20 protein-coding genes and 1 pseudogene are annotated in these 23683 nt (G+C 63.2%); 12 read left to right on the top strand and 9 right to left on the bottom strand.

Annotated elements, in window-relative coordinates; translation table 11 throughout:
• Window positions 1–106: 106 nt before the first annotated feature.
• Window positions 107–556 carry a DUF2752 domain-containing protein gene (locus GFS60_RS37545; protein WP_159929731.1) on the top strand — a complete coding sequence of 150 codons (450 nt, stop codon included), beginning with the start codon at window positions 107–109 and terminating at the stop codon, window positions 554–556.
• 49 nt (window positions 557–605) lie between these two features.
• Here the strand turns inward: GFS60_RS37545 and GFS60_RS37540 are convergent, their stop codons facing one another.
• Entirely contained in the window at window positions 606–2597 is a 1992-nt protein-coding gene (locus tag GFS60_RS37540; RefSeq protein ID WP_159929729.1) for an N-acetylmuramoyl-L-alanine amidase, read from the bottom strand.
• A 217-nt stretch (window positions 2598–2814) separates the two neighbouring features.
• Window positions 2815–4986, bottom strand: a complete 2172-nt coding sequence (locus tag GFS60_RS37535) for an MMPL family transporter (RefSeq protein ID WP_159929727.1) — start codon at window positions 4984–4986, stop codon at window positions 2815–2817.
• A gap of 399 nt (window positions 4987–5385) precedes the next feature.
• Here GFS60_RS37535 and lnt point away from each other — a divergent pair, with 399 nt between their 5' ends.
• From lnt to GFS60_RS37520, 3 genes are all read left to right on the top strand, one after another.
• Window positions 5386–6966: an apolipoprotein N-acyltransferase gene (gene lnt, locus GFS60_RS37530; RefSeq protein WP_159929725.1), complete on the top strand. Its 1581-nt coding sequence runs from the start codon at window positions 5386–5388 to the stop codon at window positions 6964–6966.
• 248 nt (window positions 6967–7214) lie between these two features.
• A complete protein-coding gene (locus tag GFS60_RS37525; protein WP_159929723.1) occupies window positions 7215–7904 on the top strand; it encodes a M23 family metallopeptidase in 690 nt (229 codons plus the stop codon).
• 227 nt (window positions 7905–8131) lie between these two features.
• Window positions 8132–8770 (top strand): TlpA family protein disulfide reductase, encoded by a 639-nt coding sequence (locus GFS60_RS37520; RefSeq protein WP_159929721.1) that lies wholly within the window; start codon window positions 8132–8134, stop codon window positions 8768–8770.
• A gap of 216 nt (window positions 8771–8986) precedes the next feature.
• Here the strand turns inward: GFS60_RS37520 and GFS60_RS37515 are convergent, their stop codons facing one another.
• Window positions 8987–9235: a hypothetical protein gene (locus GFS60_RS37515; protein WP_159929719.1), complete on the bottom strand. Its 249-nt coding sequence runs from the start codon at window positions 9233–9235 to the stop codon at window positions 8987–8989.
• 185 nt (window positions 9236–9420) lie between these two features.
• Between GFS60_RS37515 and GFS60_RS37510 the strand changes: the two genes are divergently transcribed.
• The 4 genes from GFS60_RS37510 to ccsB are packed head-to-tail and all read left to right on the top strand — an operon-like array spanning window position 9421 to window position 13487.
• Window positions 9421–10062 (top strand): TlpA disulfide reductase family protein, encoded by a 642-nt coding sequence (locus tag GFS60_RS37510; RefSeq protein WP_159929717.1) that lies wholly within the window; start codon window positions 9421–9423, stop codon window positions 10060–10062.
• Window positions 10059–10868: a cytochrome c biogenesis CcdA family protein gene (locus GFS60_RS37505; RefSeq protein WP_159929715.1), complete on the top strand. Its 810-nt coding sequence runs from the start codon at window positions 10059–10061 to the stop codon at window positions 10866–10868. The genes GFS60_RS37510 and GFS60_RS37505 overlap by 4 nt, the downstream gene beginning before the upstream one ends.
• Complete coding sequence (gene resB, locus GFS60_RS37500; RefSeq protein WP_159929713.1) at window positions 10865–12490, top strand: cytochrome c biogenesis protein ResB; 1626 nt, start codon at window positions 10865–10867, stop codon at window positions 12488–12490. The genes GFS60_RS37505 and resB overlap by 4 nt, the downstream gene beginning before the upstream one ends.
• A gap of 10 nt (window positions 12491–12500) precedes the next feature.
• Window positions 12501–13487: a c-type cytochrome biogenesis protein CcsB gene (ccsB, locus tag GFS60_RS37495; RefSeq protein WP_159929711.1), complete on the top strand. Its 987-nt coding sequence runs from the start codon at window positions 12501–12503 to the stop codon at window positions 13485–13487.
• Window positions 13488–13537: 50 nt separating this feature from the next.
• On the opposite strand, the gene GFS60_RS37490 is transcribed toward ccsB, so the two are convergent.
• A complete protein-coding gene (locus GFS60_RS37490; protein WP_159929709.1) occupies window positions 13538–14290 on the bottom strand; it encodes a CbtA family protein in 753 nt (250 codons plus the stop codon).
• A 14-nt stretch (window positions 14291–14304) separates the two neighbouring features.
• Window positions 14305–14523, bottom strand: coding sequence for a CbtB domain-containing protein (locus GFS60_RS37485; protein ID WP_159929707.1), 219 nt, complete (start codon window positions 14521–14523; stop codon window positions 14305–14307).
• Window positions 14524–15691: 1168 nt separating this feature from the next.
• Here GFS60_RS37485 and GFS60_RS37475 point away from each other — a divergent pair.
• Together GFS60_RS37475 and GFS60_RS37470 are read left to right on the top strand one after the other, a co-directional pair.
• Window positions 15692–16810 (top strand): ABC transporter permease, encoded by a 1119-nt coding sequence (locus GFS60_RS37475; protein ID WP_159929703.1) that lies wholly within the window; start codon window positions 15692–15694, stop codon window positions 16808–16810.
• A gap of 10 nt (window positions 16811–16820) precedes the next feature.
• On the top strand, window positions 16821–17684 hold the full coding sequence (locus GFS60_RS37470; protein WP_159929701.1) for an ATP-binding cassette domain-containing protein: 864 nt from the start codon (window positions 16821–16823) through the stop codon (window positions 17682–17684).
• A gap of 551 nt (window positions 17685–18235) precedes the next feature.
• On the opposite strand, the gene lgt is transcribed toward GFS60_RS37470, so the two are convergent.
• The 4 genes and pseudogenes from lgt to GFS60_RS39810 form a co-directional block, all read right to left on the bottom strand.
• Window positions 18236–19153, bottom strand: a complete 918-nt coding sequence (gene lgt / locus GFS60_RS37465; RefSeq protein ID WP_159929699.1) for a prolipoprotein diacylglyceryl transferase — start codon at window positions 19151–19153, stop codon at window positions 18236–18238.
• A gap of 266 nt (window positions 19154–19419) precedes the next feature.
• Complete coding sequence (locus GFS60_RS37460; protein WP_159929697.1) at window positions 19420–20265, bottom strand: GNAT family N-acetyltransferase; 846 nt, start codon at window positions 20263–20265, stop codon at window positions 19420–19422.
• A gap of 67 nt (window positions 20266–20332) precedes the next feature.
• Window positions 20333–21094: a prolipoprotein diacylglyceryl transferase family protein gene (locus tag GFS60_RS37455; protein WP_236603753.1), complete on the bottom strand. Its 762-nt coding sequence runs from the start codon at window positions 21092–21094 to the stop codon at window positions 20333–20335.
• Between the two features lie 655 nt (window positions 21095–21749).
• A pseudogene (locus GFS60_RS39810) lies at window positions 21750–22322 on the bottom strand (hypothetical protein); the annotation flags it as partial.
• Between the two features lie 74 nt (window positions 22323–22396).
• Here GFS60_RS39810 and GFS60_RS37450 point away from each other — a divergent pair.
• Both GFS60_RS37450 and GFS60_RS37445 read left to right on the top strand, forming a co-directional pair.
• Window positions 22397–22825, top strand: coding sequence for a DUF6153 family protein (locus GFS60_RS37450; protein WP_159929693.1), 429 nt, complete (start codon window positions 22397–22399; stop codon window positions 22823–22825).
• Window positions 22826–22911: 86 nt separating this feature from the next.
• Window positions 22912–23523, top strand: coding sequence for a DUF305 domain-containing protein (locus GFS60_RS37445; RefSeq protein WP_159929691.1), 612 nt, complete (start codon window positions 22912–22914; stop codon window positions 23521–23523).
• Window positions 23524–23683: the final 160 nt, after the last annotated feature.

The raw sequence follows: 23683 nt of genomic DNA, 5'->3' as shown, positions 1-23683 counted from the left end.
TAACTGGCATAGTAGCTGCGAGGCTGTGCTCCTGCACTAGCTGCCGGCAAGGACGACATGGGTGTGTTCCCCGGGGAGCCTTTGTGGTTTATGTGACACTGATCGAATGCGCCGTCAACCCATACGAACTCAGCGGATGCTGTGTCTCGAGCGCGTTGACGTGCACCCGGTCTGGACGTGGCTTGCACTGATCGGCGTTGTGATAGCAGTGGCGCTCGCCCTGTTCGGGTTGCCGCCGGTCGATCTGCACGGGCCTCTGCACCGACTGGGGATCATGGATCCACTCTGCGGCGCCACCCGATCCTGGTATCTGACCACGCAAGGCCAACTACGCGAGGCGATCCGATACAACCCAGCGGCTCCGATCATTCTTGGGGCTACGGTCGTCGCGTGTGCCCGCGCAGCCGTCGGCTGGGCTACCGGTCGGTGGGTCACCGTCCGAGTATCGCGGCGCATTTCGCTTCCACACATGGTCGTGCTGGTGATCGCAGTAGCCGCACTCGAGATCAATCAGCAGTTGCATGCCGAGTTGCTCATGGCGCCCTGGCGAAGGTGACGCAATGCAGATCGCGGGAACCGCGTGACCAGGGAACGCGGTTGCCGTTCTACGGCGCCGGAGGGGCTTCTGGGGCTGTCTCCGAGGCGAGCGAGGATCCGCTGACGGCGAGGATCTTGGTGACAATCCCGGTGATCTCGTTGAAGACCAGAGAACCCTTCTCGAAGTCGGTACGTAGACCTCCTGGAATCCGGTACTCGTCGCTGGTGGGGAGCCCCAGTTCTCCGGCGGCTGCGCTGAGCGATTTCCATGCATTGTAGATTGCGCCCAACACGGCCCACGCCTCGCCGTTTGAGGAGGTGTAGATGGCGCCGTTGGTGAAGTCGGCGTATTTGTTGCCTTTCTGCGTGGTGAGCTCGCCGCTGCGAGCTCTTCCGAGTCGCCCGGTCTCCCCGCCTTCCGATTGCCACTTTCTTGCGAGCGGAGACTGATCGGTCAGCCTGACCAATTCCGACGCCAGCGCCGGTAGCGGCGAGTCTGTCGGGCTGGTTGCCGAGTGCGGGTCTGTGTTGGGGTGTGGGCTCGTTTCGGTTTGAGCTGGTCGTGTCCCCGTCGGTGCGGCCGCCTGGATCGCGGACTCGTTTCCAGCCGCGTCGTAGGCCGCAGCGATGTCTCTGATTTCGTCCATGTGGGCATACCCCATGTCTCCGGGATCAGTAGTGTTCCCGAGATCGCGGTGCGCGGAGATGACAGGGATGTCGACTGCGGCTCCTTCGGGGAAGGGGGTGTAGTCGGTGCCTTCGGAGTACATGGTGGTCGTACCCTGTGGATCGAGCCCGGCTTTGTCCAGGCGCCAGCCGAGGAACTGCCCGACAGAGGTGATTTCCTCCGGGGTGGGCTCGACGTTGGTGTAGTCACCCATCATCGCAATGCCCATCGTGTTTTCGTTGAAACCGCCGGTATGGGCGCCCTGCACTGGCTTGTCGAGTCCTCCGGCGCGGCCCTCGAAGATTTGGCCATACTTGTCGACCAGGACGTGGTACCCGATGTCGCACCATCCGAGTGTTTGTGCGTGATACGCGTAGATCCCTCGGATGATGTCGGCGGACTCCTCCTTGGAGTAGTCGTTGCTTCCTGCGGTGTGGTGAACGACAGCTCCTGCCAGGAAGTCGTCGTATATGGGTTCTTCGCAGCGGAGGGATTCATCGGCGCCCCACTGTGCACGGCTGATTACTTTCGGCCCGGAAGGCCCGGTGAGGCTTGTGGCGTCGCCGGATTCGTTGTCGACCGGAGTCTCTCCTGGTTCGATCAGGACGGCGGTGACATCGCTTGACTGATGCGCCTGGGCCAGCGGCTTGACGACGGAGGCGGGGGCGTAGCCGAGCGGCGGTGGCGTGATGGGGGCTTCCGCACCAGGAGTGGGAGCGTCCGTCCCGCCGTTGGTGGGAGGGGCTGGTGACACCGATGTTCGGTCTGACGGAACGAGCACTTGAACAGTGGTCGTTTTGCCGACGTATATGGGTTCGGTCCCTTGTTTGCCCGGGGCGGTGGAGCCGTCCTTGCGCGGCGTGTCGATCTGGGTGGTGGAGAACCACGGCCCCCATGAGCCGTCTGGCTGTTTGGCGCGGATCTCCGCGGCCGGTGCCGACAGTCCGCTCGAGGTCAGAGCGACCATGCGAAATGGAGTGTCCCGGCTCAGTTCTTTGACTGTCACCCCTGTCTGGTCTTGTGGGGGAGGGCTGCCGGGGGTCGGCAGCGCGCCCTCGGTTGGGTCGGCAGCAATGTCGCTCGGGGTGATACCGGGACCTGACGGCAGTGGGGGCAGAGGCTTCTCCGCGGGGATGGGAAGGTTCTGCAGTCCGAGGCGCAGCAATTCGGTCAGGTCCAGCCCTGTCAACTCTTCGAACGGAAGCAGGATGTCGGGGCTAGCGGCCAGCACGACCTCGGCGATTTGAAGGGAGGTGTCTGCCGGGGAGGGCGAGTGAGCGGAGCGAACATCAACCGGTGCACTGGAGATGGAATACACCGCGAAGGGGCTCGCCACTGCCACGGCGGCAACGGCGCCCAGGACGATCGAGAACTTCGGTCGACGTTGAGGCATTGGGTATCTCCCTTTCGATGTCGAAGCACGCTGCCACGGGTAAAAGCCATCCGCAGTGCTGCTTGCTTGCCGGTTCAGCTCCGCGCCCGGTGATCGAGACGTGACTCCCACCGGCCCCTTGTTTGGTGCTCGGCAGTTTCGACCTGTCATGGTTGTTGACGGGTGCACGTCACTGTCGTCGATGGAGCCACCGGCGCGGCCGCACCTAGTCTAAACCTTAACTGGAGATTGATGTTTTGGACCGGTGATGCGAGGTCTCGATCTCGCGTCCGTGCCCTATTCCGAACCGAGCGTGTATCCGTGTCATCCACGCCGGAGCCCACCAATTGGCCTCGCCCATCAATTTGACGAGCGAGGGCACCAGCAACATCCGGACCACCGTCGCGTCGATGATCAGGGCGAGAATCATTCCGACGCCGAGGAACCGCATGATCGACAAACCGGACGCGGTGAACGCGCCGGTGACGACGATGAGTAGCAGGGCGGCCGCGGTGACTACGCGGCCGGTACGTTCGGCCCCGAACCGCACAGCCTCCCCTGTGGTGGCCCCGTCGGCGCGTGCCTCCACCATGCGGGACATGAGAAATACTTCGTAGTCCGTCGACAGACCGAACACCACGGCAAGGATCAGCACCACGAACGTGGCCTCGAGCGGGGACGGGCTGACGCCGAGGAGTGCGGCGCCGTTGCCCTGTTCGAATACCCAGGTCAGTACCCCGAACGTCGCGGCGAGACTCAAACCGGCCATCGCGACTGCCTTGATCGGCAGGACCACCGAACCGAAAGCGAGGAACAACAGCACCAGCGTGGAACCGACCATGATGGCGACCATGATGGGAAGCCAGCGCACGATTGCGGCGTTTCCGTCATCGACCATGGCCTGGCCGCCGCCCACCAACAGTTGTGTGCCATCGGGCGCTGCGATGGCACGCAATTCGTCCACCGCGGCGCTCGCCCCGTCGCTTCCGACGTCGCCGGCGTACAACGCTTGCATTGCCACGACGTCGTCTCGGGACGCGATGACCAGGGCCTGCGTGATGCCTTCCACACGGCTCGCTGCGGAAATGACAGTAGTGGTATCCGCAGGGGTGGGCGGTGCACCGTCGGTTCCCCGAAGGATCACGGTGGCGCCTTCGCCGGTCGCCGGAAACTCGCTTGACAGGGTTTCCATGGCCGTGCGGGCGGGGTCGTTTGCGGGCAGTGCGGTGTAGGTGACCTCGCCGATCGTCGCCCCTCCCAACGGTGTGGCCAAGACCAGCAACCCGCTGATGATGATGACTGCGAAGGCGATGGGACGGCGCATGACGCGGGTGACGACGCCACCCCAGAATCGGCGGGCCCGCACGTCGCCGCGCTGGGCGGCGTTCGTGCGCCACGTGAGCGAGTTGATTCGGTGTCCGAGGATGGCCAACAGCGCGGGGACGGCAGTCAGCGACAGCAGCGCGGCACTCGTGACCGCGGCGATGGCACCGAACCCGAGCGAGCGGATCACCGCCTGGGGGTAGACGAGCATGCCCGCGAAGGCGCAAATGAGCAGCAAACCGGAGAACATGACCGTGCGACCTGCGGTGAGAATGGTCCGGCGTGCGGCTTCATGGGGGGTGCTGCCGGATTCGAGTTCCTCCCGGAAGCGGCTGACGATGAACAGCCCGTAATCGATAGCGAGGCCCAGTCCGATCAGCGAAGCGACGTTGATCGCGAACGAACTCACCTCCGTGAACATCGTGAGAACCCGCAGGGTGGCGAGGGCGCCCAAGACCGCGAGCATGCCGACGAGCACCGGCACCGCCGCGGCTGTGAGGCCACCGAAAATGAACACTAGAAGGACCAGCGTGAGGGGCAGTGCGATCGCCTCGGCTCGGATGAGGTCGTTCTGCAGTTGGTGATTGAATGCCTGGCCGACGACGGAGCCTCCAGCGAACTCCACGTCGACACCGTCGACCTCGAGCTGGGGGAGCAGCTGGTTGAAATCCGCCATCGCGCTCCCCGGATCGGGGGCGAGGATGATCGCCGCTGCCGCCTTGGTGCCGTCTTCGGACAGGAGGAGTCCCTTGCCGGGCGGAGTGGCCGTCCAGTATGACGTCACCGACCGCGTCAGATTTTCCGCGGCGAATCGGTCCAGCACTGAAGTGACCTTCTGCCCGATGTCGGCGACGGTCTTTCCTTCTGGCGGCGTGTAGATCGCCACGATGTCCGGGTGCTGCGGCCCGAAGTTGCCATCGATGATTTCGGCGACCTGTGCCGAGTCGCTCGCCGGATCGCTGTATCCTCCAGCGCTGAGCTTACTGAAAACCCCTGTGCCCCAAACGCCGCAGACTGCCACTATCAGTACTGCGAAGGCGAGCACCCACCATTTGCGTGCGATGACTAACGAGGCCCAGCGTGTCATGAAGGTTGTCCCGATCGAGGTAGAGGTGACAAGGTCGTGTCGTAACGTGGGTTCATTCGGCCACAGTGGCTGACTGCCCGCATCCCGTGTAGCCGCGTGCACGCAAGAACGCGCAGCCCAAATCCGCGCTGACGCCCAGCGTCAGGTCGACAAGCCGGGAAGATTGATCACACTACATGTGAGACAAACGATTTGAAGACTGCACGGTTCACGGTCGGGCGTATTGTGCTATCTCGCCATCTTCGTACCTCCAGGACTTCGTTGTGGGCGAGCAACCAGCATGAACTACTATCGCCGATAGTAGTTCACTCCATGGCAGACACGCCGCACCATCGTGGCGACACCGAAAACGACGACGTGCGGCCGCGATCGACGCTGCCTGGAAAGGTAAAGCCCCTGATGGTCGACCTCTTGCGAAAGACGGATCACACGGATGTCCAGAGCCATCGGGCAGGCACCAGACGAATCGCTGATGTCGTCTTCCGCTGTGTCGCGGCTCTCGCGGCGGGCGCGCTGCTGTTTCTCAGCTTTCCCCCGCGTACGAGCTGGTTTCTCGCTCCGGTGGGGATCGCGGTCCTGACCCTGGTGCTCCGAGGGCGTTCCGTGCGCGCGGGCTTCGTATACGGGTATCTCGCCGGCCTGGCATTCTTCGTGCCGCTCCTGCCATGGGTAGGGGTGTATGTCGGGGCGGTGCCATGGTTGGCGCTGGCAGCGATCGAAGCTGTTGCAGTAGCGCTCTTCGGTGCAATCGCAGCACTGGTCAGCCGACTACCGCTTTCGACGGTATGGGTGGCATGTGCCTGGGTTGCCACCGAAGCAGTGCGTGCCCGCATTCCCTTCGGGGGCTTCCCCTGGGGACGACTAGCCTTCGGGCAGGCGGACGGAATTCTTCTACCGCTCGCAGAGATCGCCGGAGCTCCCGGCCTGAGCTTCGCACTCGCGGTGATGGGCGCGGGACTTGCCGCATGTGCAATCTATGCCCGGACGCGCCGCTGGCGGAGTTCAATGGGCAACGCCGTACTGGTCTCCATCCCCGTACTGCTCGCACTGTCCCTCTCGCCGACAACTGCCCCGAATCGGGATATGACCACCGTGGCCGTTATTCAGGGAAACGTCCCGCGACTCGGCCTCGACTTCAACGCGCAACGACGTGCGGTACTCGACAATCACGTCGCCAAAACTGAACAATTGGCAGCTGATGTTGCCGCGGGCCGAGTGCGCCGGCCCCAACTCGTCATTTGGCCGGAAAATGCCTCTGATATCGATCCTCTACGCAATCAGGATGCCGCTGACCGGGTCGACGACGCCGCCCAGGCAATTGGGGTTCCAATCCTGGTCGGTTCCGTCCTCGTCGGGGAGGGCAACACGACCCTCAACAGTGCAATCGTGTGGGATCCGGTCAACGGACCAGGACAGCAACACGTCAAGCGTCGACTCGTCCCCTTTGGGGAGTACCTTCCCCTGCGCACGTTGATGAGCGCGGTGTCGCCCTATGCGGACCAGGCAGGAAAGTTCGTGGCCGGCAACGGCAACGGCGTCGTAGAACTCAACGGCGTTCAACTTGCCGTTGCAACCTGCTATGAGGTCGCGTTCGACGATCTCGTGTCGGAGTCGGTACGCGCGGGTGCCCAACTGATCACCGTGCCCACCAACAATGCCACCTTCGGACGTACGAACATGACCTATCAACAACTGGCGATGTCCCGTATCCGCGCGGTCGAACACGGACGCAGCGTGCTCGTTGCGGCCACCAGTGGGGTCAGCGCGATCATCGCACCGGACGGCACGGTTCAACAGCAGAGCGAGATCTTCACCGCCGACGCACTCATCGGTGACATCCCGTTGCGCACCGACATGACCCTGGCCACCCGCCTCGGATCAGGTCCCGAGGTGGCTCTCGCACTGCTCGTGGTGCCCGCATTCCTCATCGCTGTACGACGCCGACCCGCCACCACAGCTACTAAGCCGGATAGTAATTAGACGAAAGTTCGTATATCGTTTCGTTACATTCGGTGGAGGACTTCCTCAGACGAGCGCGGTTCACCACAGGAAACCGCACGTCAGAGACCCATTTTAGGAGCACAGTTTTGTCACGGCACCGTAAACGCACAAGCTCCGGCCTTCGCCGACAAGAAATCTTCGAGGTGACGCCACCGGAACTGAATGCGGCGAATACGGCAGGAGGGCGCCACAGGACACCGGTCCGGTCAGGCGACCGCACAGCGCTCATGGCGACCATGGCTGTGGCCGCAGGCGCTCTGCTGGCGGGGACCGCCAGTACGGGCGTCGCCCAAGCCCATACCGTGCAGGCCGACGTCGAAGAGGTCCGAGCTCCCGAGGCGTCAGCGCCTGGAAATACTGCCGTGCCACCTACGGCCCCACAGGTCCTCACCCTTCCCGCGCTCCCGGATGCGAACGCCATGGTCGAACAACTCGCCAAGGGCGAGTGGTTCGCGGATCAAAGGGCTGCGCTCGAGGCTCAGAGAGCGGCGCTCGAGGCCCAGACGCGCAAGCCCCTTGCGGTCAAACCCGTATCCGGCACCCTTACCTCAGATTTCGGCCCCCGTTGGGGAACGACACATACCGGTCTCGATATCGCCAACGACATCGGCACCCCGATATACGCGGCAGCTGACGGAACCGTGATCGACTCCGGTCCGGCATCCGGATTCGGGCTCTGGGTACGAATCCAGCATGACGACGGATCCATGAGCACCTACGGACACATCAATGAGACCCTGGTGAGCACAGGCCAGCGCGTTAACGCCGGCGACCAGATCGCTACCGTCGGCAACCGCGGCCAATCTACTGGTCCGCATCTGCACTTCGAAGTGGCGGACCCCACCGGTCTGAAGGTGGATCCGAAGCAGTGGCTGGAAGCCAAAGGCGTTGACATCACAGAGTTCTCCAAGGCATAAAAGGGATTCCCACGCGCACGCCTCGGCAGGGGGCGCGCCGCGAACGGCTAGAAGCGGAGAACGCCGCCACTTGTCTTCGGATTGCTGCGCAGCCCAACACCACTCGCCCGGGTGTGGGACCGGGCGGGTGCCGCGCCCGCGAGATCATCTACTATGATCAATAGTAGATGATGGTGGTGGTGCGTCGTTTCTCGGCAGCGTGCGCCTCGTAAGGAGATGGAACGCAGATGCGCACGGAAATGCGTTGGCTACTAGTCGCCCTTGCGGCGGTTCTCCTACTCATCGTGGCAATCTGGCCGCGGGGGGACGACTCAGAACTAGCGTCCTCACTTCCTACGGGCGCTTCCCACGGAACCTCGACGAGCACGGTCGATGAAACCGAATTGGCGCAGCTGGCTGCCGCGGCTGCGCTGCGCCCCTGCCCCGAGGCCCCGCCGGCCGGTGCACTCCCCGGAGACCTCACCGGCGTCACCGCGCCCTGCCTCGGCTCCACCACGAAAATCGACATCGGCTCCGCCCTTTCTGGAGAGCCCACGTTGATCAACCTCTGGGCCTCCTGGTGCGCTCCATGCCGACAGGAAATCCCCGTACTCGAGGCCTACGCCAACGAACCCGGTGCGGTGCGGGTGGTGGGTGTCAATGTCCAGGACAAACAAACCAACGCCCTCGCGCTGCTGACCGAGTTGAATGCCCACTACCCGTCGTTCGGAGACGCTGATGCGGTGCAAAAGGCGTTACCGGCGCCTCCGGTACTGCCGCTGAGCTTCCTCGTTCAGCGCGACGGGACCGTCGAACGGATCACCAGCACCCCGGTCTTCCACGACCCGGCGCAGGTTCGAGAGGCAATAGGCAGTCTGATCCGATGAGCGCACGGTGAGCACCACGAGTGCTCACCAATTCGGTCCAAGGTGATGTCGCCGAACTCGGAGCATCTGCGACCCTTCCTCTGCGATCTTGCGTGAGATCCGCAGAAGGGGTGTGTCGAAATCTCTGCGCCGGGCCGGTCATCTTCTGAAGCTCACGTTGTCGCAGTCCCGAACAGCCCGGCACTTCGGCGCCCCTTGCGGCAGTCTTCGCTGCTATCAGGCGCGTGAACGCGCTGCGATACACAGGAACCCGACAAAGACGATCGCCATGGCCATCGGATAGCCGAGGAGTAAATCCTGCCAGCCTGCTGAGGGTAAGAAATGCAATTGCCCGAGGTGCGTGACCACGTGCGCAAGTCCCATCACCACCCCTATGGCCACCAACAGCCATCCGACGACTCGTCGCCGGCGTTCCCGACGGTATGCGCGGGTATACATCGATTTCTCTGTCACGTGATTGCCCATCTCTGTCGCTAGTCCTGGCCCTCCTGCTCACCGCCAGGACGCCAACTACTATCCTACTTAGTATTACGGTTGGTAGTTCGTGGAAGGTGGCAGACGGTGTCCCATGTGCTCTCGGTGACAAGGCGGACTCAGTCGCCATCGGCGGTCACCCGGCTGACCGCCGGACATGCCCGGATGGTGTGGCCATGACGATCGCGTCGTCCCCGGGCACTCGTTGTCGCGGCGCCAACCCGAGCCGGCGCATATTCAAGCTGGTGGCCATTATCCTCGTGGCACTGATCGGCGCCACCGCGTGCGCGTCGGGATCGGACGCAGTCGCGCAAGGCGGAACTTTCGACTTCGTCTCCCCGGGCGGAAAGACCGAAATCTTCTACGACCCGCCCGACACGCGCGGTTCGATCGGTCCGCTGTCCGGTCCCGACCTGATGACCGACGGCCAGGCCCGGGCGCTGTCGGACTACACCGGTCAGGTCGTGGTCATCAACCTCTGGGGCCAATGGTGTGCACCGTGCCGCGCCGAAGCCGATGAGCTCGAGCGTGCCTACGAATCCACCAAGGATCTCGGCGTGCAATTTCTCGGGATCGACGTCCGCGACCCCCAACGCGACAAAGCACAGGACTTCGTGGTCGACAACAAAGTGTCGTATCCCTCCATCTACGACCCACCCATGCGAACCCTGACGGCTCTGGGCGGCAATTACCCCACCAGCGTGATCCCCTCAACTCTGGTTCTCGATCGCGAGCACCGGGTAGCCGCGGTGTTCCTGCGCGCCCTGCTGACCGAGGACCTACAACCGGTCATCGAACGAGTGGCGGCAGAGAAATGACAGTACTGGCTCAAGAGTGGGGGAGCACCTTCCAGACGGCAGTCGCCACGGGACCCTTACTCGTCGCGCTTGGTGCCGCAGCGCTGGCGGGACTCGTCTCGTTCGCCTCCCCCTGTTGTATCCCGCTCGTGCCGGGTTACCTGTCCTACCTCGCCGGGGTCTCCGGGGCCGAGACCCCAGCGATCGCCGCCGGGGTGGGCACTCGAGTCAAGACCGTCGGACGCTGGCGCGTCACCGGCGCGGCTGTCTTGTTCGTGGCTGGATTCACGGTGGTGTTCGTCTTGGCCACAGCATCGGTATTCGGCGTGATCGGTGTCCTGCAACTCAACCGAGAGCTCCTCCAGCGCATCGGCGGGGCGATCACCGTGCTCATGGGAATGACGTTCATCGGCCTGATCCCCGTCCTGCAGAAAGACACCCGGCCCACTCCGCGGCGCCTCTCCACCCTCGCTGGGGCCCCGCTGCTGGGAGCAGTGTTCGGGCTCGGGTGGACTCCCTGCCTCGGACCCACCCTGGCCGGCGTCTTGTCCGTGACAGCCGGAACTGAAGGGGCCACGGCCGCACGGGGAGTGGTGCTGATCATCGCGTACTGTCTCGGCCTCGGACTGCCCTTCATCGCGCTTGCATTCGGGTCGTCGAAGGCGCTCCGCGGTGTCGGCTGGTTACGCCGCCACTCCCGCACCATCCAGATAGTCGGTGGTGTCATGCTCGTCATCGTGGGACTAGCACTGCTCACGGGGTACTGGGAGTTATTCGTCGCATGGATCCGGGACGAATTCGTCAGCAACGTGGTGTTGCCGATATGACCGTCACCGACAGCAACGTACAAACACCGACATCACAGAAACCGCGTCGACCCTCACCGATCCGCAGCCTGGTCGGGGCGGCCCGAAACACATGGCGCCGATTGACCTCGATGCGCACCGCACTTGTACTGCTGTTCCTCCTTGCCCTTGCCGCCATCCCCGGCGCGCTGCTGCCCCAGCGCAATCTCAACGCCGGCAAGGTGGCCATGTACATCGCCGCCCGCCCCACGCTGGGCCCATGGATGGACAAGCTCGAACTGTTCGACGTGTTCGGCAGCTTCTGGTTTACCGCCGTCTATGTGCTGCTATTCGTCTCGCTCATCGGCTGTCTGATCCCGCGGCTCATCGACCACCTCCGCGCCCTCAGAAGTAAACCAGTTCCGGCGCCCCGCAACTTTTCCCGCCTTCCACACCACCATCGTGGTGTCATCAACGCCCCGACGGACGAGGTAGTGGAACGGACGCGCGCGGCCCTGCGTGGGTGGCGAGTGGCGATTCACACCGAAAGCGATGGAGGACGGGCCGTCTCCGCCGAGAAAGGGTACCTCCGCGAAGCCGGGAATCTTGTCTTTCACTTCTCGCTTATCGGACTGCTGACCGCTGTCGCGATCGGCAAGCTGTTCGGCTACGAAGGATCTGTCATCGTCATCGCCAACGGCGGACCAGGATTCTGCAACACCTCGCCCGCGGTATACGACTCATTTCGCACCGGAAACGCAACGGATGGAACCGGACTCGAACCATTCTGCATCCAGGTCAAGGACTTCAAGGCGGACTACCTCGACAGCGGCCAGGCGGAGATGTTCACATCCAACATCACCTACCAGACCGGAGCGAACGTAGGGGACAGCGCCTGGCAGGACTACCGGCTGAGGGTCAACGATCCACTGCGCATCGGAGGCGAACGCATCTACCTCACAGGGCACGGCTACGCGCCCCAATTCACGGTCACCTTCCCCGACGGGCAGACCCGCACCGAATCACTCCAGTTCCGCCCGGACGACGCCACCACCTTCCTCAGCAGCGGAGCCCTGCGTTTCGACCCGCCCGGCGGGACCTATTCGACGCCAGAGGAACGCCGCAAGAACCAGATCGCGATCGAAGGACTGTTCGCCCCGACCGCCTACTTCAACGGCACACTGTTGACTTCAGTCTTTCCCAGCATGCGCGACCCCGCGGTCGCCGTGGACATCTACAAAGGCGATACCGGTCTGGACACCGGTATCCCACAGTCGATCTTCAGTCTCAACTCCGAGATGATCAACCAGGGTCGTCTGGTCAAACAGGACCGGGTCAACCTGAGGCCCGGAGAATCGACGACCCTGCCCGACGGATCACAGGTGCGTTTCGATGGAGCACAGGAATTCGCCAACCTTCAGGTTTCGCACGACCCCGCCCAGAAGTGGGTACTAGTGTTCGCGATCAGCATGATGGCCGGCTTGCTTGTCTCGTTGCTGATCAAGCGCCGCCGAATCTGGGTGCGAATCCGTCCAGGTACCTCGGACACGGAGACCAACGTCGAGCTCGGTGGTCTGGCACGGACCGACCACGCCGGATGGGGCCCGGAATTTTCCACCATGTGCGAACGCCTCTGGCCCAATACGGCTCGACAGGATAAGTGAGAATCCAACTATGCCGATTGACGACAACCTGGCCCGTTACAGCGATTTCAGTTTCGCCACCGCCGTCGTGATCTATGCGCTCGCGCTGATCCTCCTGAGCGCCGAGTTCGCGTCCCTACGAACACGAGCACTCGACGCACTCGAGCGCACCCCCACCCTTGTCCGCGCCGGGACACCTGTCGTGACAACAACTGCGGACAGACCTGGTCGGCTAGTCGAGCCGCCCCGTCGCTCACGCTCGGATCGGCTCGGGCGTATGGGTATGAGCATGATCGTGGTGGGGCTTTCGGCTCATCTCGCATCGATTGTCCTGCGAGGCCTCGCCACCGCCCGGGTGCCGTGGGGCAATATGTACGAATTCGTCACTCTCACCTGCGCTGCTGCCGTCCTCGCGGGATTGATCGTGCTGCGTCGGGCAAGTCTGCGCACCCTGTGGGTGTTCGCCCTCATCCCGATACTGATTCTATTGTTCGTCGCGGGCACCGTGCTCTATGCCGATGCCGCACCAGTCGTACCGGCGCTGCAGTCGTACTGGCTGCCGATCCACGTGTCGATCGTCTCGATTGGCAGCGGCGTCTTCCTGATTTCCGGAGTGGCGAGCATGCTGTTTCTCCTGAGAGTCAGATACGCCGACAGCTCAGAGGAATCAGGCGCCTTGATACGGTTTGTCCGACAGCTACCCGATTCCCGAGTCCTCGATCGGCTCGCCTACCGGACAACGATCTTCGCTTTTCCGCTGTTCGGTTCTGGCGTCATCCTCGGAGCCATCTGGGCGGAAGCAGCGTGGGGCAGGTTCTGGGGCTGGGATCCCAAAGAGACTGTCTCGTTCATCGCCTGGGTGATATACGCCGCCTACTTGCATGCTCGCGCAACATCGGGTTGGCGCGATACCCGAGCGGCATGGATCAACATCGCGGGGTTTGTCGCCATGTTGTTCAACCTCTTCATCATCAATATGGTCGTCTCCGGCCTGCACTCATACGCCGGACTCAATTGAGGTGTGGCGTCAGCCCGCACGCGTCGAGACCATGCGTGCGTCCATTCAATTCAGATACCCGGGGCTGGTTTCGGACTGCGGTGAGGTACCAGAGTCTGTGCCTGGAGCACCGATTCGGCGAGGTAGCCGAAGATGACGGCGAAGGCTGCCCACAGTACGGTCTGCATCCCCGCCGCGGAGAGGCGGAATTGCCACACCACGCCAGCGGGGAAGCCTTCGGGCATCTCGTTGACTGCGGGGCCGAACGCTAGCGCCAGAGCCGCTGCCGCAACAAAAGCGATCGAGGCGAGCACCGTGGCATTCCAGTTACCCAGTCGTGGGCCAAGGTATCGCCCGATCAGCACCGCGGCGATTCCTAACAGCACGCTGAGCACGACCATCAGGACATACAGGATAGTGCGCTGGTCGAGTGTGTCCGGATCGCTCACGGCAGGGGGGTTCGCGGGGTACTTGAGGAACGGCACCAGGAATACCGTGACGAATCCGCCCAGCGCGATCAGCGCCGCCGTGGCGCGCGGCCCGAAGCGTCCGATGCGCCCCAGCGCGAAACAAAATGCCAGGGCAGCTATCCCACCCAGAGCGGCACCGAAGACAAGCACGCCGGTGGCGAGCCCCGCGGTCTCCTGCATCGAACGGCTCACCACTTCCGTCGCGGCCTCGGCGGAATGGGTTGCCTCGAAGTCGAGGGCGGCCCGCAACGGCTTCTCGCCGACGAGATAGCCCAGACCGAAGGCGAGCACCCCTGAGAGGACACCCGCCAGCATTCCGCGGACGAGCAGGAATCTGACAGTGCTGGAGTTCATCTGCGCGGCCCGGCTCAGTGGCAGGGAAAGCCGAGGAGATGCCTGCCGTCGTGCACCCATTCGTGCACGGACTCTCCCGAGAACACAGTCAACGCGCCCTGCTCGGTGCCGACGAAGTACAGAAGCACGAGCATGAGGACGCCAAAGAACACTGCCCACGGCAGGAGGTCCCGGATCGGGATGGGCGCTCCCGTCGACGGAGACAATGCAGGGGTAGCTACCGGATAAGTCATGGTGGTGAGACCTCCTCGGGAACACGCGTCCCGCTGGTTGGAGCACAAGACGACAGCGCAGGGTCTGACTCGCCGGCAACAAAAGAGTTGCACGACACACAGTGGCGCGACCGTGCCGGGATTGCACCGGACTTCCGAGACACCGTCGTCCTAACGGATCGAACGATAGACCACGGCCGCCTCCGCTGCCAAGGTCCATGCGCTGGGATGTTGTGACTGGCTCTTGGAAAGTCGGCTACTCGATCGCTTCGCGACCCCGCGGCACATTGGCACACATTTTCAGAGGAGGATATCCCCGTCGCCAACGCATTGTGGCCCGAGCGCATGGCGAACCTTCCAAGCATCGCTGCTGTGAGTTCTCAAAGTCTGTTTTGTTGCGCCGAGTATGCCGGACTATGCAATTATCGTGGGTCACGCACATGAATCCGGAGTGACTCGCGGGCCGTGTGCCGGGAGCGCCCTTGCCTTGATCTCGTTCGGGTGGCGAGGGGATTCCGCGGGCTCATCTACCGGGTGGGGCAAGACATCCGCGGTACCGCTCTGACACACCTCAGACCAGATTAGTGCCGGCGGCAGGGGAGACCGAGATGGCCGATCCCTGGTCCGGCGGCACAGCGTCATGCGGCCGCGAACCTGCCGCCGAAAACTGATCCACGGAGCCCCACGCGGTGTCGCGGTGGATCATCGTTTAATACGGTTCCGATCGCCGAGGCAGGTTGGGCCCCAGAGCGCGCCGGCGGTCGTGGGCGGATCTTGGCCGGGGCGATTGTTTACGTCCCTAGACGGAGGGAGCCAGAGGGTTGTAAGTTTGGGTAGCCCAAGTCTGTAATACGGAGGGGCGAATTTGGTCATTCGGTGGATACATCAAAGCTCTGGGAGACCAATTGAGTGTCAGGACGCAAACCGCCGTACCGCCAGGCGGACCCGTCGAGACGGTGGCACCCGTTTCGTTGCACTGTGGGGTCCGGCGTTTGTCGTCTCCATCGCCTACGTCGACCCGTGGAACGTGGCCGCCAACCGTTGACAAGTACGGGGTAGGGGTACACGGTGGAGGCAGGCGTCCCCGGTAGGTGCGGTACTCGAAGTATGAGTTCTCGATCATCGCGGTGTTTGGTCAGCCGCTATGGCGTAAGGGATCTGACGAGGCCAATGTTCGGAGGTCATTATTATGGCAACCGGTTACATCGCCTGGAGAAACCTGGCACGGGAGCGAACTCGACTCGCCATCGCAGTGGGAGGGGTCGCGTTTGCGGTCGTTCTGATCTTGCTTCTGCGTGGTCTGTATGCCGGTTTCATTACCCAGGCCACGGCCTACGTTCGTGGGGTCAACGCCGACCTGTGGGTGGCGAAGGCCGACACGCCCGGCGACTTCTTCCACTCGATTTCGCTGCAGCAACCCGCGGTCGGTGAAAGGCTCGGCGCGGTGGAGGGCGTCTCAGGGGTGACACCGCTGGTGGGACGGCCGATCGTCTTTTCCTACGGGGGCCGTGACTTGAACTTCTTTGTTCTTGGCGTCGATCCGGACACTCCGATTGCCGGTCCGCCAGGAATTGAGCAGGGAAGGGCCACCCCCGGTCCAGGCGAGCTTGTCATCGACCGGGTGTTCGCCCGCAACAATGACATGGGACTCGGTGACACCGTACAGGTGCACGGTGTTGCGCTGACCGTGACCGGCATTGCCCGTGGCGGAAATTCGATCCTCTCTCAGTTCGCATGGGCGAGTCTGCCGGACGTGGTCCGCATCCTTGGCCAGTCCGGTCTGGTCAATTACTTCTTGGTCAATACGACACCGGGCTTCGATCCGGCGGTGGTGGCGCAGAGGATCCGCGACACCATCGCTGATACCAAACCGATGACGAGGGCGGAATTCGCGCAGGCGAACACCAAGGACTTGTCTGAAGGTTTCTTACCGATCATCTGGGTCCTGGTCCTGATCGGCTTCGTCATCGGCACACTCGTCATCGGCCTCACGATTTACACCGCCACCTTGGAGAAGCGCCGCGAGTACGGGATCCTCAAGGCCGTCGGCTTCTCCAATCGCGCGCTGTTCGGGATCGTGTGGCGGCAATCGCTGGCCGCGGCAGCCATGGGTCTGGTGGTGGGAGTCGGCTTGACGTTCGCGCTGGGAGCATTCCTCGAAGCCCTGCTGCCAGCCTTCGTCACCACCTTCCGAGCCGCCGATATCGGACTGGTCGCGGTCGTGACCCTGGCCATGGCGGCGGTGTCCTCGTTCGTACCCGCCCGCCCGGTCGCCCGCCTCGATCCTGCACAGGTGTTTCGGGTGTGAAGGGGGACTGGTGGGAATCGCGCTGAAATTGGTGGAGTTGTCCAAGACATTCGGTGCGGGCAACACCGCGGTGCATGCCGTCGATCGCGTGTCGCTGCAGATCACCGAGGGCGAGATCGTGCTGATTCAGGGGCCGTCGGGAGCTGGGAAGACGACGCTGCTCGCCATGTGTGGGGGGTTGATGCGGCCGAGCGCGGGGCGGGTGTACCTGCGCGATCTGGAGATCACGGCACTGTCCGAACGTCAACTCCCCGAGATCAGACTCCGGCGAATCGGGTTCATCTTCCAGGCGGCCAACCTGCTGGCGAACCTCACCGCCGCGGAGAACGTGGAGATCGTGATGCGGGCGGCCGGCATGCCACGCCGAGAGGCTGCGCGGCGGACGAGGGACCTCCTCGCTCAGATGCGGCTCGGTGCCCGGACGAACGTGCTTCCGGAGAAGTTGTCTGGTGGCGAGCGTCAACGCGTGGCCATCGGACGAGCGTTGGCTAACGACGCCCCGCTGCTGCTGGCTGACGAACCCACCGCACACCTGGACTCCCGTGCCGGATACCAGCTCATGCACACCCTCGAGGTGCTGGCCAAGGAGCACGGCAAGACCGTGGTCGCGGTTACCCACGACCACCGGATCGAGGATGTCGCCGACAGGGTTCTCTGGCTCGAGGATGGCCACCTGTCCGACCGTCGGCCGGAACTGGACGAGACCGCCACCGACCCTGTCTGCGGGATGATGATCAACCCAGCTCGGGCCGCCGGCCGGCGCCACATCAACGACACCGTGCTGTCCTTCTGCTCCGAGGTCTGCCTGGATCGCTTCGACGCCCACCCGGATCGTTACACCCATACATGGGGTGGACGAGTGAAGCCGCACTGATGCGATTCAGTCATCGGATTGGCAACGGCCTAACAAGACCGGAGCCATGACCTTGCTCGCCGCGATTAGGCGAGAGATTTGATTCATGCGGTGCAGGGCACACAGAGGCGTCAGTTGTTCGCAGGTGCGTGGGAATGGCGATACGGACCCGTTGTAGCAGCGCTGGAATCTACATCAGTGCCGCGCGGGTGCGCTGCCTGATCGTGTGGTGGGCGCGAATACTATTGGCGTGATCGGAGGTCCGGGGCCGGCAGCAATGAGGTCCGTTCGAGGCGACGGCTGCATTCAAGCAGAGGGGGCAACGGGCCTATCTGTGCGGAAGGTCGTTGTTACAGTAACGCCGTTGGGCCCTACCGAGGACATGAGTCATGCCGAATGGGATCTTCCCGACGTCGCTTGTCTCAAATCCGCTGTCACGGATTGCGGTCAGTGTATTGCGGTTGGGGTGGCATCCGCCGCATGCGCGGGACCAGATCGGCGCGATGCAGTCTTGTAGCCACTTCTTGCGCACGAGTGTGTTCGGGCCCTGGCTGATGACGGTTGGAGACGGCTCAGGTGGTCGTCCCCTTCTCGGCCGCCCCGTCATCCGTCTCATCGCGTTGATTCCTGGGCTGCAGCTCTTCTGGTGTCTCGCGCCCTCTCTTGGCGGCGAGGAAGTAGATCACCGCGCCGGTGAAGACGATCGCGGAAGTGTATGAGTTGATCCGGATGCCCGCGATGTGGGTGGCGTAGTCGTCGCGTAGGAGTTCCACGAAGAACCGGCCCGCGCTGTATCCGGCGACGTAGAGGGCGAACAGTCGGCCGTGGCCGATTCGGTGTCGTCGGTCCACCCAGACCAGCAGGACGACGATGATCAGATTCCAGGTCAGCTCGTACAAGAAAGTGGGGTGCACGATTCGCTCTACCACACCGGTGGAGGTTCCGGTCAGCGTGTCGAGCTTGCCGGACGCGTCGATCCGCTGGAAGATCTTCAGCCCCCAGGGGAGAGTAGTTTCCCGGCCGTAGAGCTCCTGGTTGAAGTAGTTGCCGATTCGGCCGATGGCTTGGGCAAGCAGGATGGCTGGAGCGACCGCGTCCCCGAGCGCGGGCAGTGGTATTCCACGTACCCGGCAGCCGATCCAGGCGCCGACACCGCCGAGCAGCACGGCGCCCCAGATACCGAGGCCACCCTGCCAGATCTTCAAAGCGTCGACGGGGTCCCCGCCCTCGCCGAAGTAGGTGCTCCAATCGGTGGCGACGTGGTAGAGCCGGCCACCGATCAGACCGAACGGAACTGCCCAGATCGCAATATCGAGGACGGTGCCCTTCTCGCCGCCGCGGGCGGCCCACCGCCGGTCGCCCCAGACCACGGCGACGACGATGCCGATGATGATGAACAGTGCATAGGCCCGCACCGGCACCGGGCCGACTGTCCACACCCCCTGGGGTGGGCTCGGAATGTAGGCCAAGACGTCGACGGTGGAAGTCACGACGCCACGGTAGCCGAAATGAACACACCCGGGTGTGCTCGCTGGGCGACGGAACTCGCCCAGCGCTCACGGCACAACCCCTGGATAGCCTCCGGTGCGATTGACGGCACACGTAGAGCCCTTCTGTGATGTGTCACACGAGAATCCCTTGTTTCGACGTAAGGGGGGGGCGGGCTGCGTGGCCTCGATTCGGGAGGTTGCGATGTGCCGGTCGACTGCTCATTTCCGGTGTGGTCGGCACCCCACTTCCCTTCTCGGCGCGTCGATCACGCGGGTAGTTCTCCAGAACCCAGTCCCTCCTGCCGGCCGGAACGCGGACCTGTCTCCTTGCGGTGGTGGACTGTCTCGTCGAGGGGAATGCGGTAGACGCGGAGGGGAGCGCCGTCGCGGGTCGCGCCCTCCTGTACAGCGTGCCATCCGAGTCGTTCGTAGAATCGTGTTGCCGCTTCGGCCGTCCTCTTGGTGACCAGGGTCGCGGTCCCGGCTCCGGCCGCCCGTGATTCCACGAGGAATCGTTCGACGAGGGCGGTGCCTGTTCCCGTTCCGCGTACCTCCGGATAGAGGGCGACGGCGGACAGAACGGCGGTCCGGTTCGCCGGAACATGCTCCTGGGCGGTTGCCCGTGGTGTCGGGACCGACCGGAGCAGGCGACGCGTCCAGGGCCCTGCTCGTGTACGCGCGAAGCGGATCGCGATCTTCGGTCTCCGGATCAGGGCGAGGACACCGAAACCGATCAGCTTGCCCAGCGCACGGCGATGCATCAAGATCCCGTTGATATGCGCGGATTGATCGGTGGCTCCGAGCAGGAATCCGACGATCCGATGTTCGGGGCCGCTTACGTCCTCGACGACGAGCGCGATCCCGTGGGATTCGCCGAGGACGCATGCGTGCCACTGACGGAGAAACCGATCTCCCAGTGCGGGAAATAGGCCCTGCGGCAGCAATTCCCGATGTGCCCGTGCGGATTCGGGCAGATCCTCCGGGCTCAGTCGGCGTATGAGCAGATCAGCGGATTCAGATCGGTCGGGAGTGCCGAACCGGTGCGCGGGAGGGGGGCCGCAAAGAGGGGCGTTCATCTGTGGGTTCGGCCGATCGGGCACGCTCGCGGGCATTGGTCTGCTCCTTCTGCGGCCCGCCGACTGTGCGGGCCGATTCCCCCTTCGGGTCTGGGACTCCTCTCTAGGTTGTCAGGGTGAGAACACCTGCGTCTACTACGAGGATCGCGAGGGAGATCGCGATAGTCAGGCGACGCCCGAGGCGGGTGTGGGGATCGGCTCGAAGGGGGAACAGCAGCTGCCGAACAAATGTGTAAGCGGCCGCAGCCGCTACGAAGATGGCTCCTGCGACGGCGTCGACTGTCAGTACCAGCGTCAGCGTGATCACACCGATGAGAAGTGCTGCGGCAGCTTCGAGCAATTGGACGGGTGCGCGGCGAATTCCGACGGTTCGGTTGGACGACCACAGGCCCCATTTGGAGGTGGTGGGACGTCCGGCGCAGCAGCCTCCGAGGAAGCAGCCGGGTCGGCCGACCCCCATCGCGAGAAACAGGCCGGGGGTGGTCACGTCGAGCAGCGTGCCGACGTTCATGCCCAATACGAAACCACCGAGTACGAGGACGCCGAGAGCGACTACCAGAAATCCTTGGATGCAGGCCCCGGCGGTTGCGAATTTTCGCGGGTGTTGTCGGTGGAGAATCAGATACCAGGCTTTGGCCCCGAGGTAACCCAAGGCGCACGCGAGTAGGGACACCCCTGTTGCCGCCACAGCGTTGGCGTGTACCCGCGAGAGCAAAACTGACTGCAGGACGAGGGCAAGGACAACACCCACACTGATCAGGGTCGGCCACGTCCACAGCCGGACTCCGGGCCCTTGAGCCAAGGCAGCCAGGCGTGTATTGGTGACGATCGTCTGTGGATCGCCTGTGGCCTTCGACGGGAGCATTGGATCGAAGGGAACGGCCTTGATTCGCCACGCGCCGGAGTTGATCCCTTTGACTTTCGTAGTGACAGAAAGCCTTCCGCTATCATGGGTGAGGTTCTCCACCCGTGCGACGCGTTCGAACCGATCGCCGTCCCCGAGTTGGCCGGCAGCATCGGTGCGGATACCTGAAAACCGGACGTGCAGGTCACCAGGTGGCCGTGTAATTGCCCCGTCGGACCAGTACGTGGCGGCCAAACCAGGCTCAATGTCCGCGGTCGCCTCCGAACAGCTACCCGGGCCGGGGGATGGGGGAGGAGAGTCGGGATCTTCTCGGAGCGCCCGTTGTTTTGCGGGATTGCTGTCTGTGGCCTGAGTAGTTGGACGAGCGCGTGTCGAAGACGGTGCCGTCTGCGTATGTCCCGGTTTCGTGCGGATCAGTGGGTTCGGTGCAAAGGCCGGCTGATCAGGCCTTGTCGAGAACCTCTGACCGATTGCGAGGGTCGGCTGGAGTTCGAATGAGGGAGTCGATGGCTCCTTTGTGGCATGGGTCGCGGGGCTGCGCTGTTGCTTGACGTGAGCCGCCCGTGCGTTCCGCTTGGAGCGGTTCTTGTGTGGCTTCTTACCCAACGTGCTCCACCCAATTTCTGGCAATGGCGTCAGTGACGGACGCCGATCCCTAACTACTAAGCAACATAGTAGTTAGGGATCGGGGTCCACGCCAGGCCGGCCTAACGGGCCGTCGTGGCCGCCTCGAGGTCATCGGGATACCTCGAAGAGGATCGAGTTGCCCCGATCGCTGGAGGAGATGGAGCGCCCCGCCGCATCCCGCACCCAACGCTGTGAGGGACACCCATGCAAGGATCGGCAACCAGCGGGCGTTTGTCCGGGCTGAGGTTTCACTACATCGGGTGTGGCACCGGATACTTCCCGCATCACGCATGATCCCGAAGACCACACCAGTCCCCAGATTGCCGAGGAGAATCCCGACGCCGACGACCGTGTTGTAGAACCCATAGTGGGTCGCGACCAGCCTGCCGCCGGCGAGCGCGACGACGGTGTCCATCTCAAAGGGGAAGATCGCCGCGGTGCCCAAGGCCCGTGCAGCAGATGCCAGTAGCGCACTCGCGGCAACTGCGGTGCCCATCTTCTGGGAGGTCCGTACCAACATCAACGGTAGGAAGGCTGCGGCGAGTACGGCCACGCCGATCACCACGCTTCGGCTCGATCCCCACCGTTGGGCAAACCACGAGTGCGGCAAGCGCACTACGGCTCAGGTGACGAGCGGTTCGAGTGCGTCGCTCGAGCCACGCTATTGTTGCCGTCGTGCACGCCCAGGACACGTCGACGGTCGCGCAGCGCGCACGACAAGTGTCGACCGCTGTGGCTCTCCTCTTCGGCGTCCTCTTCATGCACGCATTGCTGCTGTCGCCGCCCGCCGAGACCCACGCGCAGACCGTGGTCGCAGGAACCGGCGACGCCCCAGACCACCATGCCAATAGCATGCGTACTGTCACGGCGATGCCGGCGATCGCCGCGACATGTGATCACCAGTGCGGCGGCGAGCATAACGGAATGCATACCTGTCCGGCCGTGATCGCAGTGATCGCAGGAATATTGCTCGTCAGACCCCAGTGGAGCACGGCATACCCCTCGACGTCGCCACAGTCACTGTTTTCGCTCGGCGGCGCGAGTTGCCGGGCGCCTCCGTGGACCACCCTGACGCTCTCCGAATTGTCGGTACTACGGGTGTGACAGATGACTCACCACGGTGGATCCCTGCCGAGGCATGCCATGTCTCTCACAACACGTACACCCGTCAATTCAAGGAGCAAACCAATATGCGTTCAAACACTTTTAAGACCATCGCCTCTGTCGCCGCGACTGCTGGTGCACTCGTTCTTGCGGGCTGCGGCGGGGGCGGCCACGACATGAGTCAGATGTCTGGCGGTGATATGTCGATGTCCGCGTCCGCTGATGCCGCGGCGGAGTTCAACGATGCGGACGTTATGTTTATGCAATCGATGTATTCCCATCATGCCCAAGCAGTGGAAATGGCAAAGCTGGTCCAAGGACGCACCGAGAACGTCCAGATCACTGAGCTGGCGAGGGCGATCGAAACCGCACAAGCTCCCGAGATGGAACAGATCAGCTCTCTCCTCCAGGACTGGGGAAAGCCGGACCCCGCATCCAACGTCAACGGGATGGATCACGGCAGCATGAATGGGATGATGTCGCAAGAAGATATGGACTCATTGGCCACCAAGAACGGCGCCGACTTCGACGCCGCTTGGCTGAAGATGATGATTGAACATCACACCGGCGCGGTCGACATGGCGCAGACTGAACTGTCGGACGGATCCAACCCTGAGGCCAAGCAGCTCGCAAACTCTATCATCACGACACAGCAGGAAGAGATTCGGACGATGCAATCGCTGCTGCCGCGAAACTGACCACCGGTGCTGGGGTGGGCCCTGGTCGGTCCTACCCCAGCGCATCAGGCATCGACGGACATGCCATGGACCTGGTTGTCGGCGGTTTGAAGGGGTGATTAGACGGTCGAATATGTACGAGTCCAGTATTCCCGGATGGTGAGGCTTGCAGGCTTCGGTA

Origin of the sequence: Rhodococcus sp. WAY2 (assembly GCF_009859915.1) — a bacterium.
GTDB lineage: Bacteria > Actinomycetota > Actinomycetes > Mycobacteriales > Mycobacteriaceae > Rhodococcus_F > Rhodococcus_F oxybenzonivorans.
Note: the sequence above shows the minus strand (reverse complement) of the source record. Positions and strands in the feature narration are given on the sequence as shown.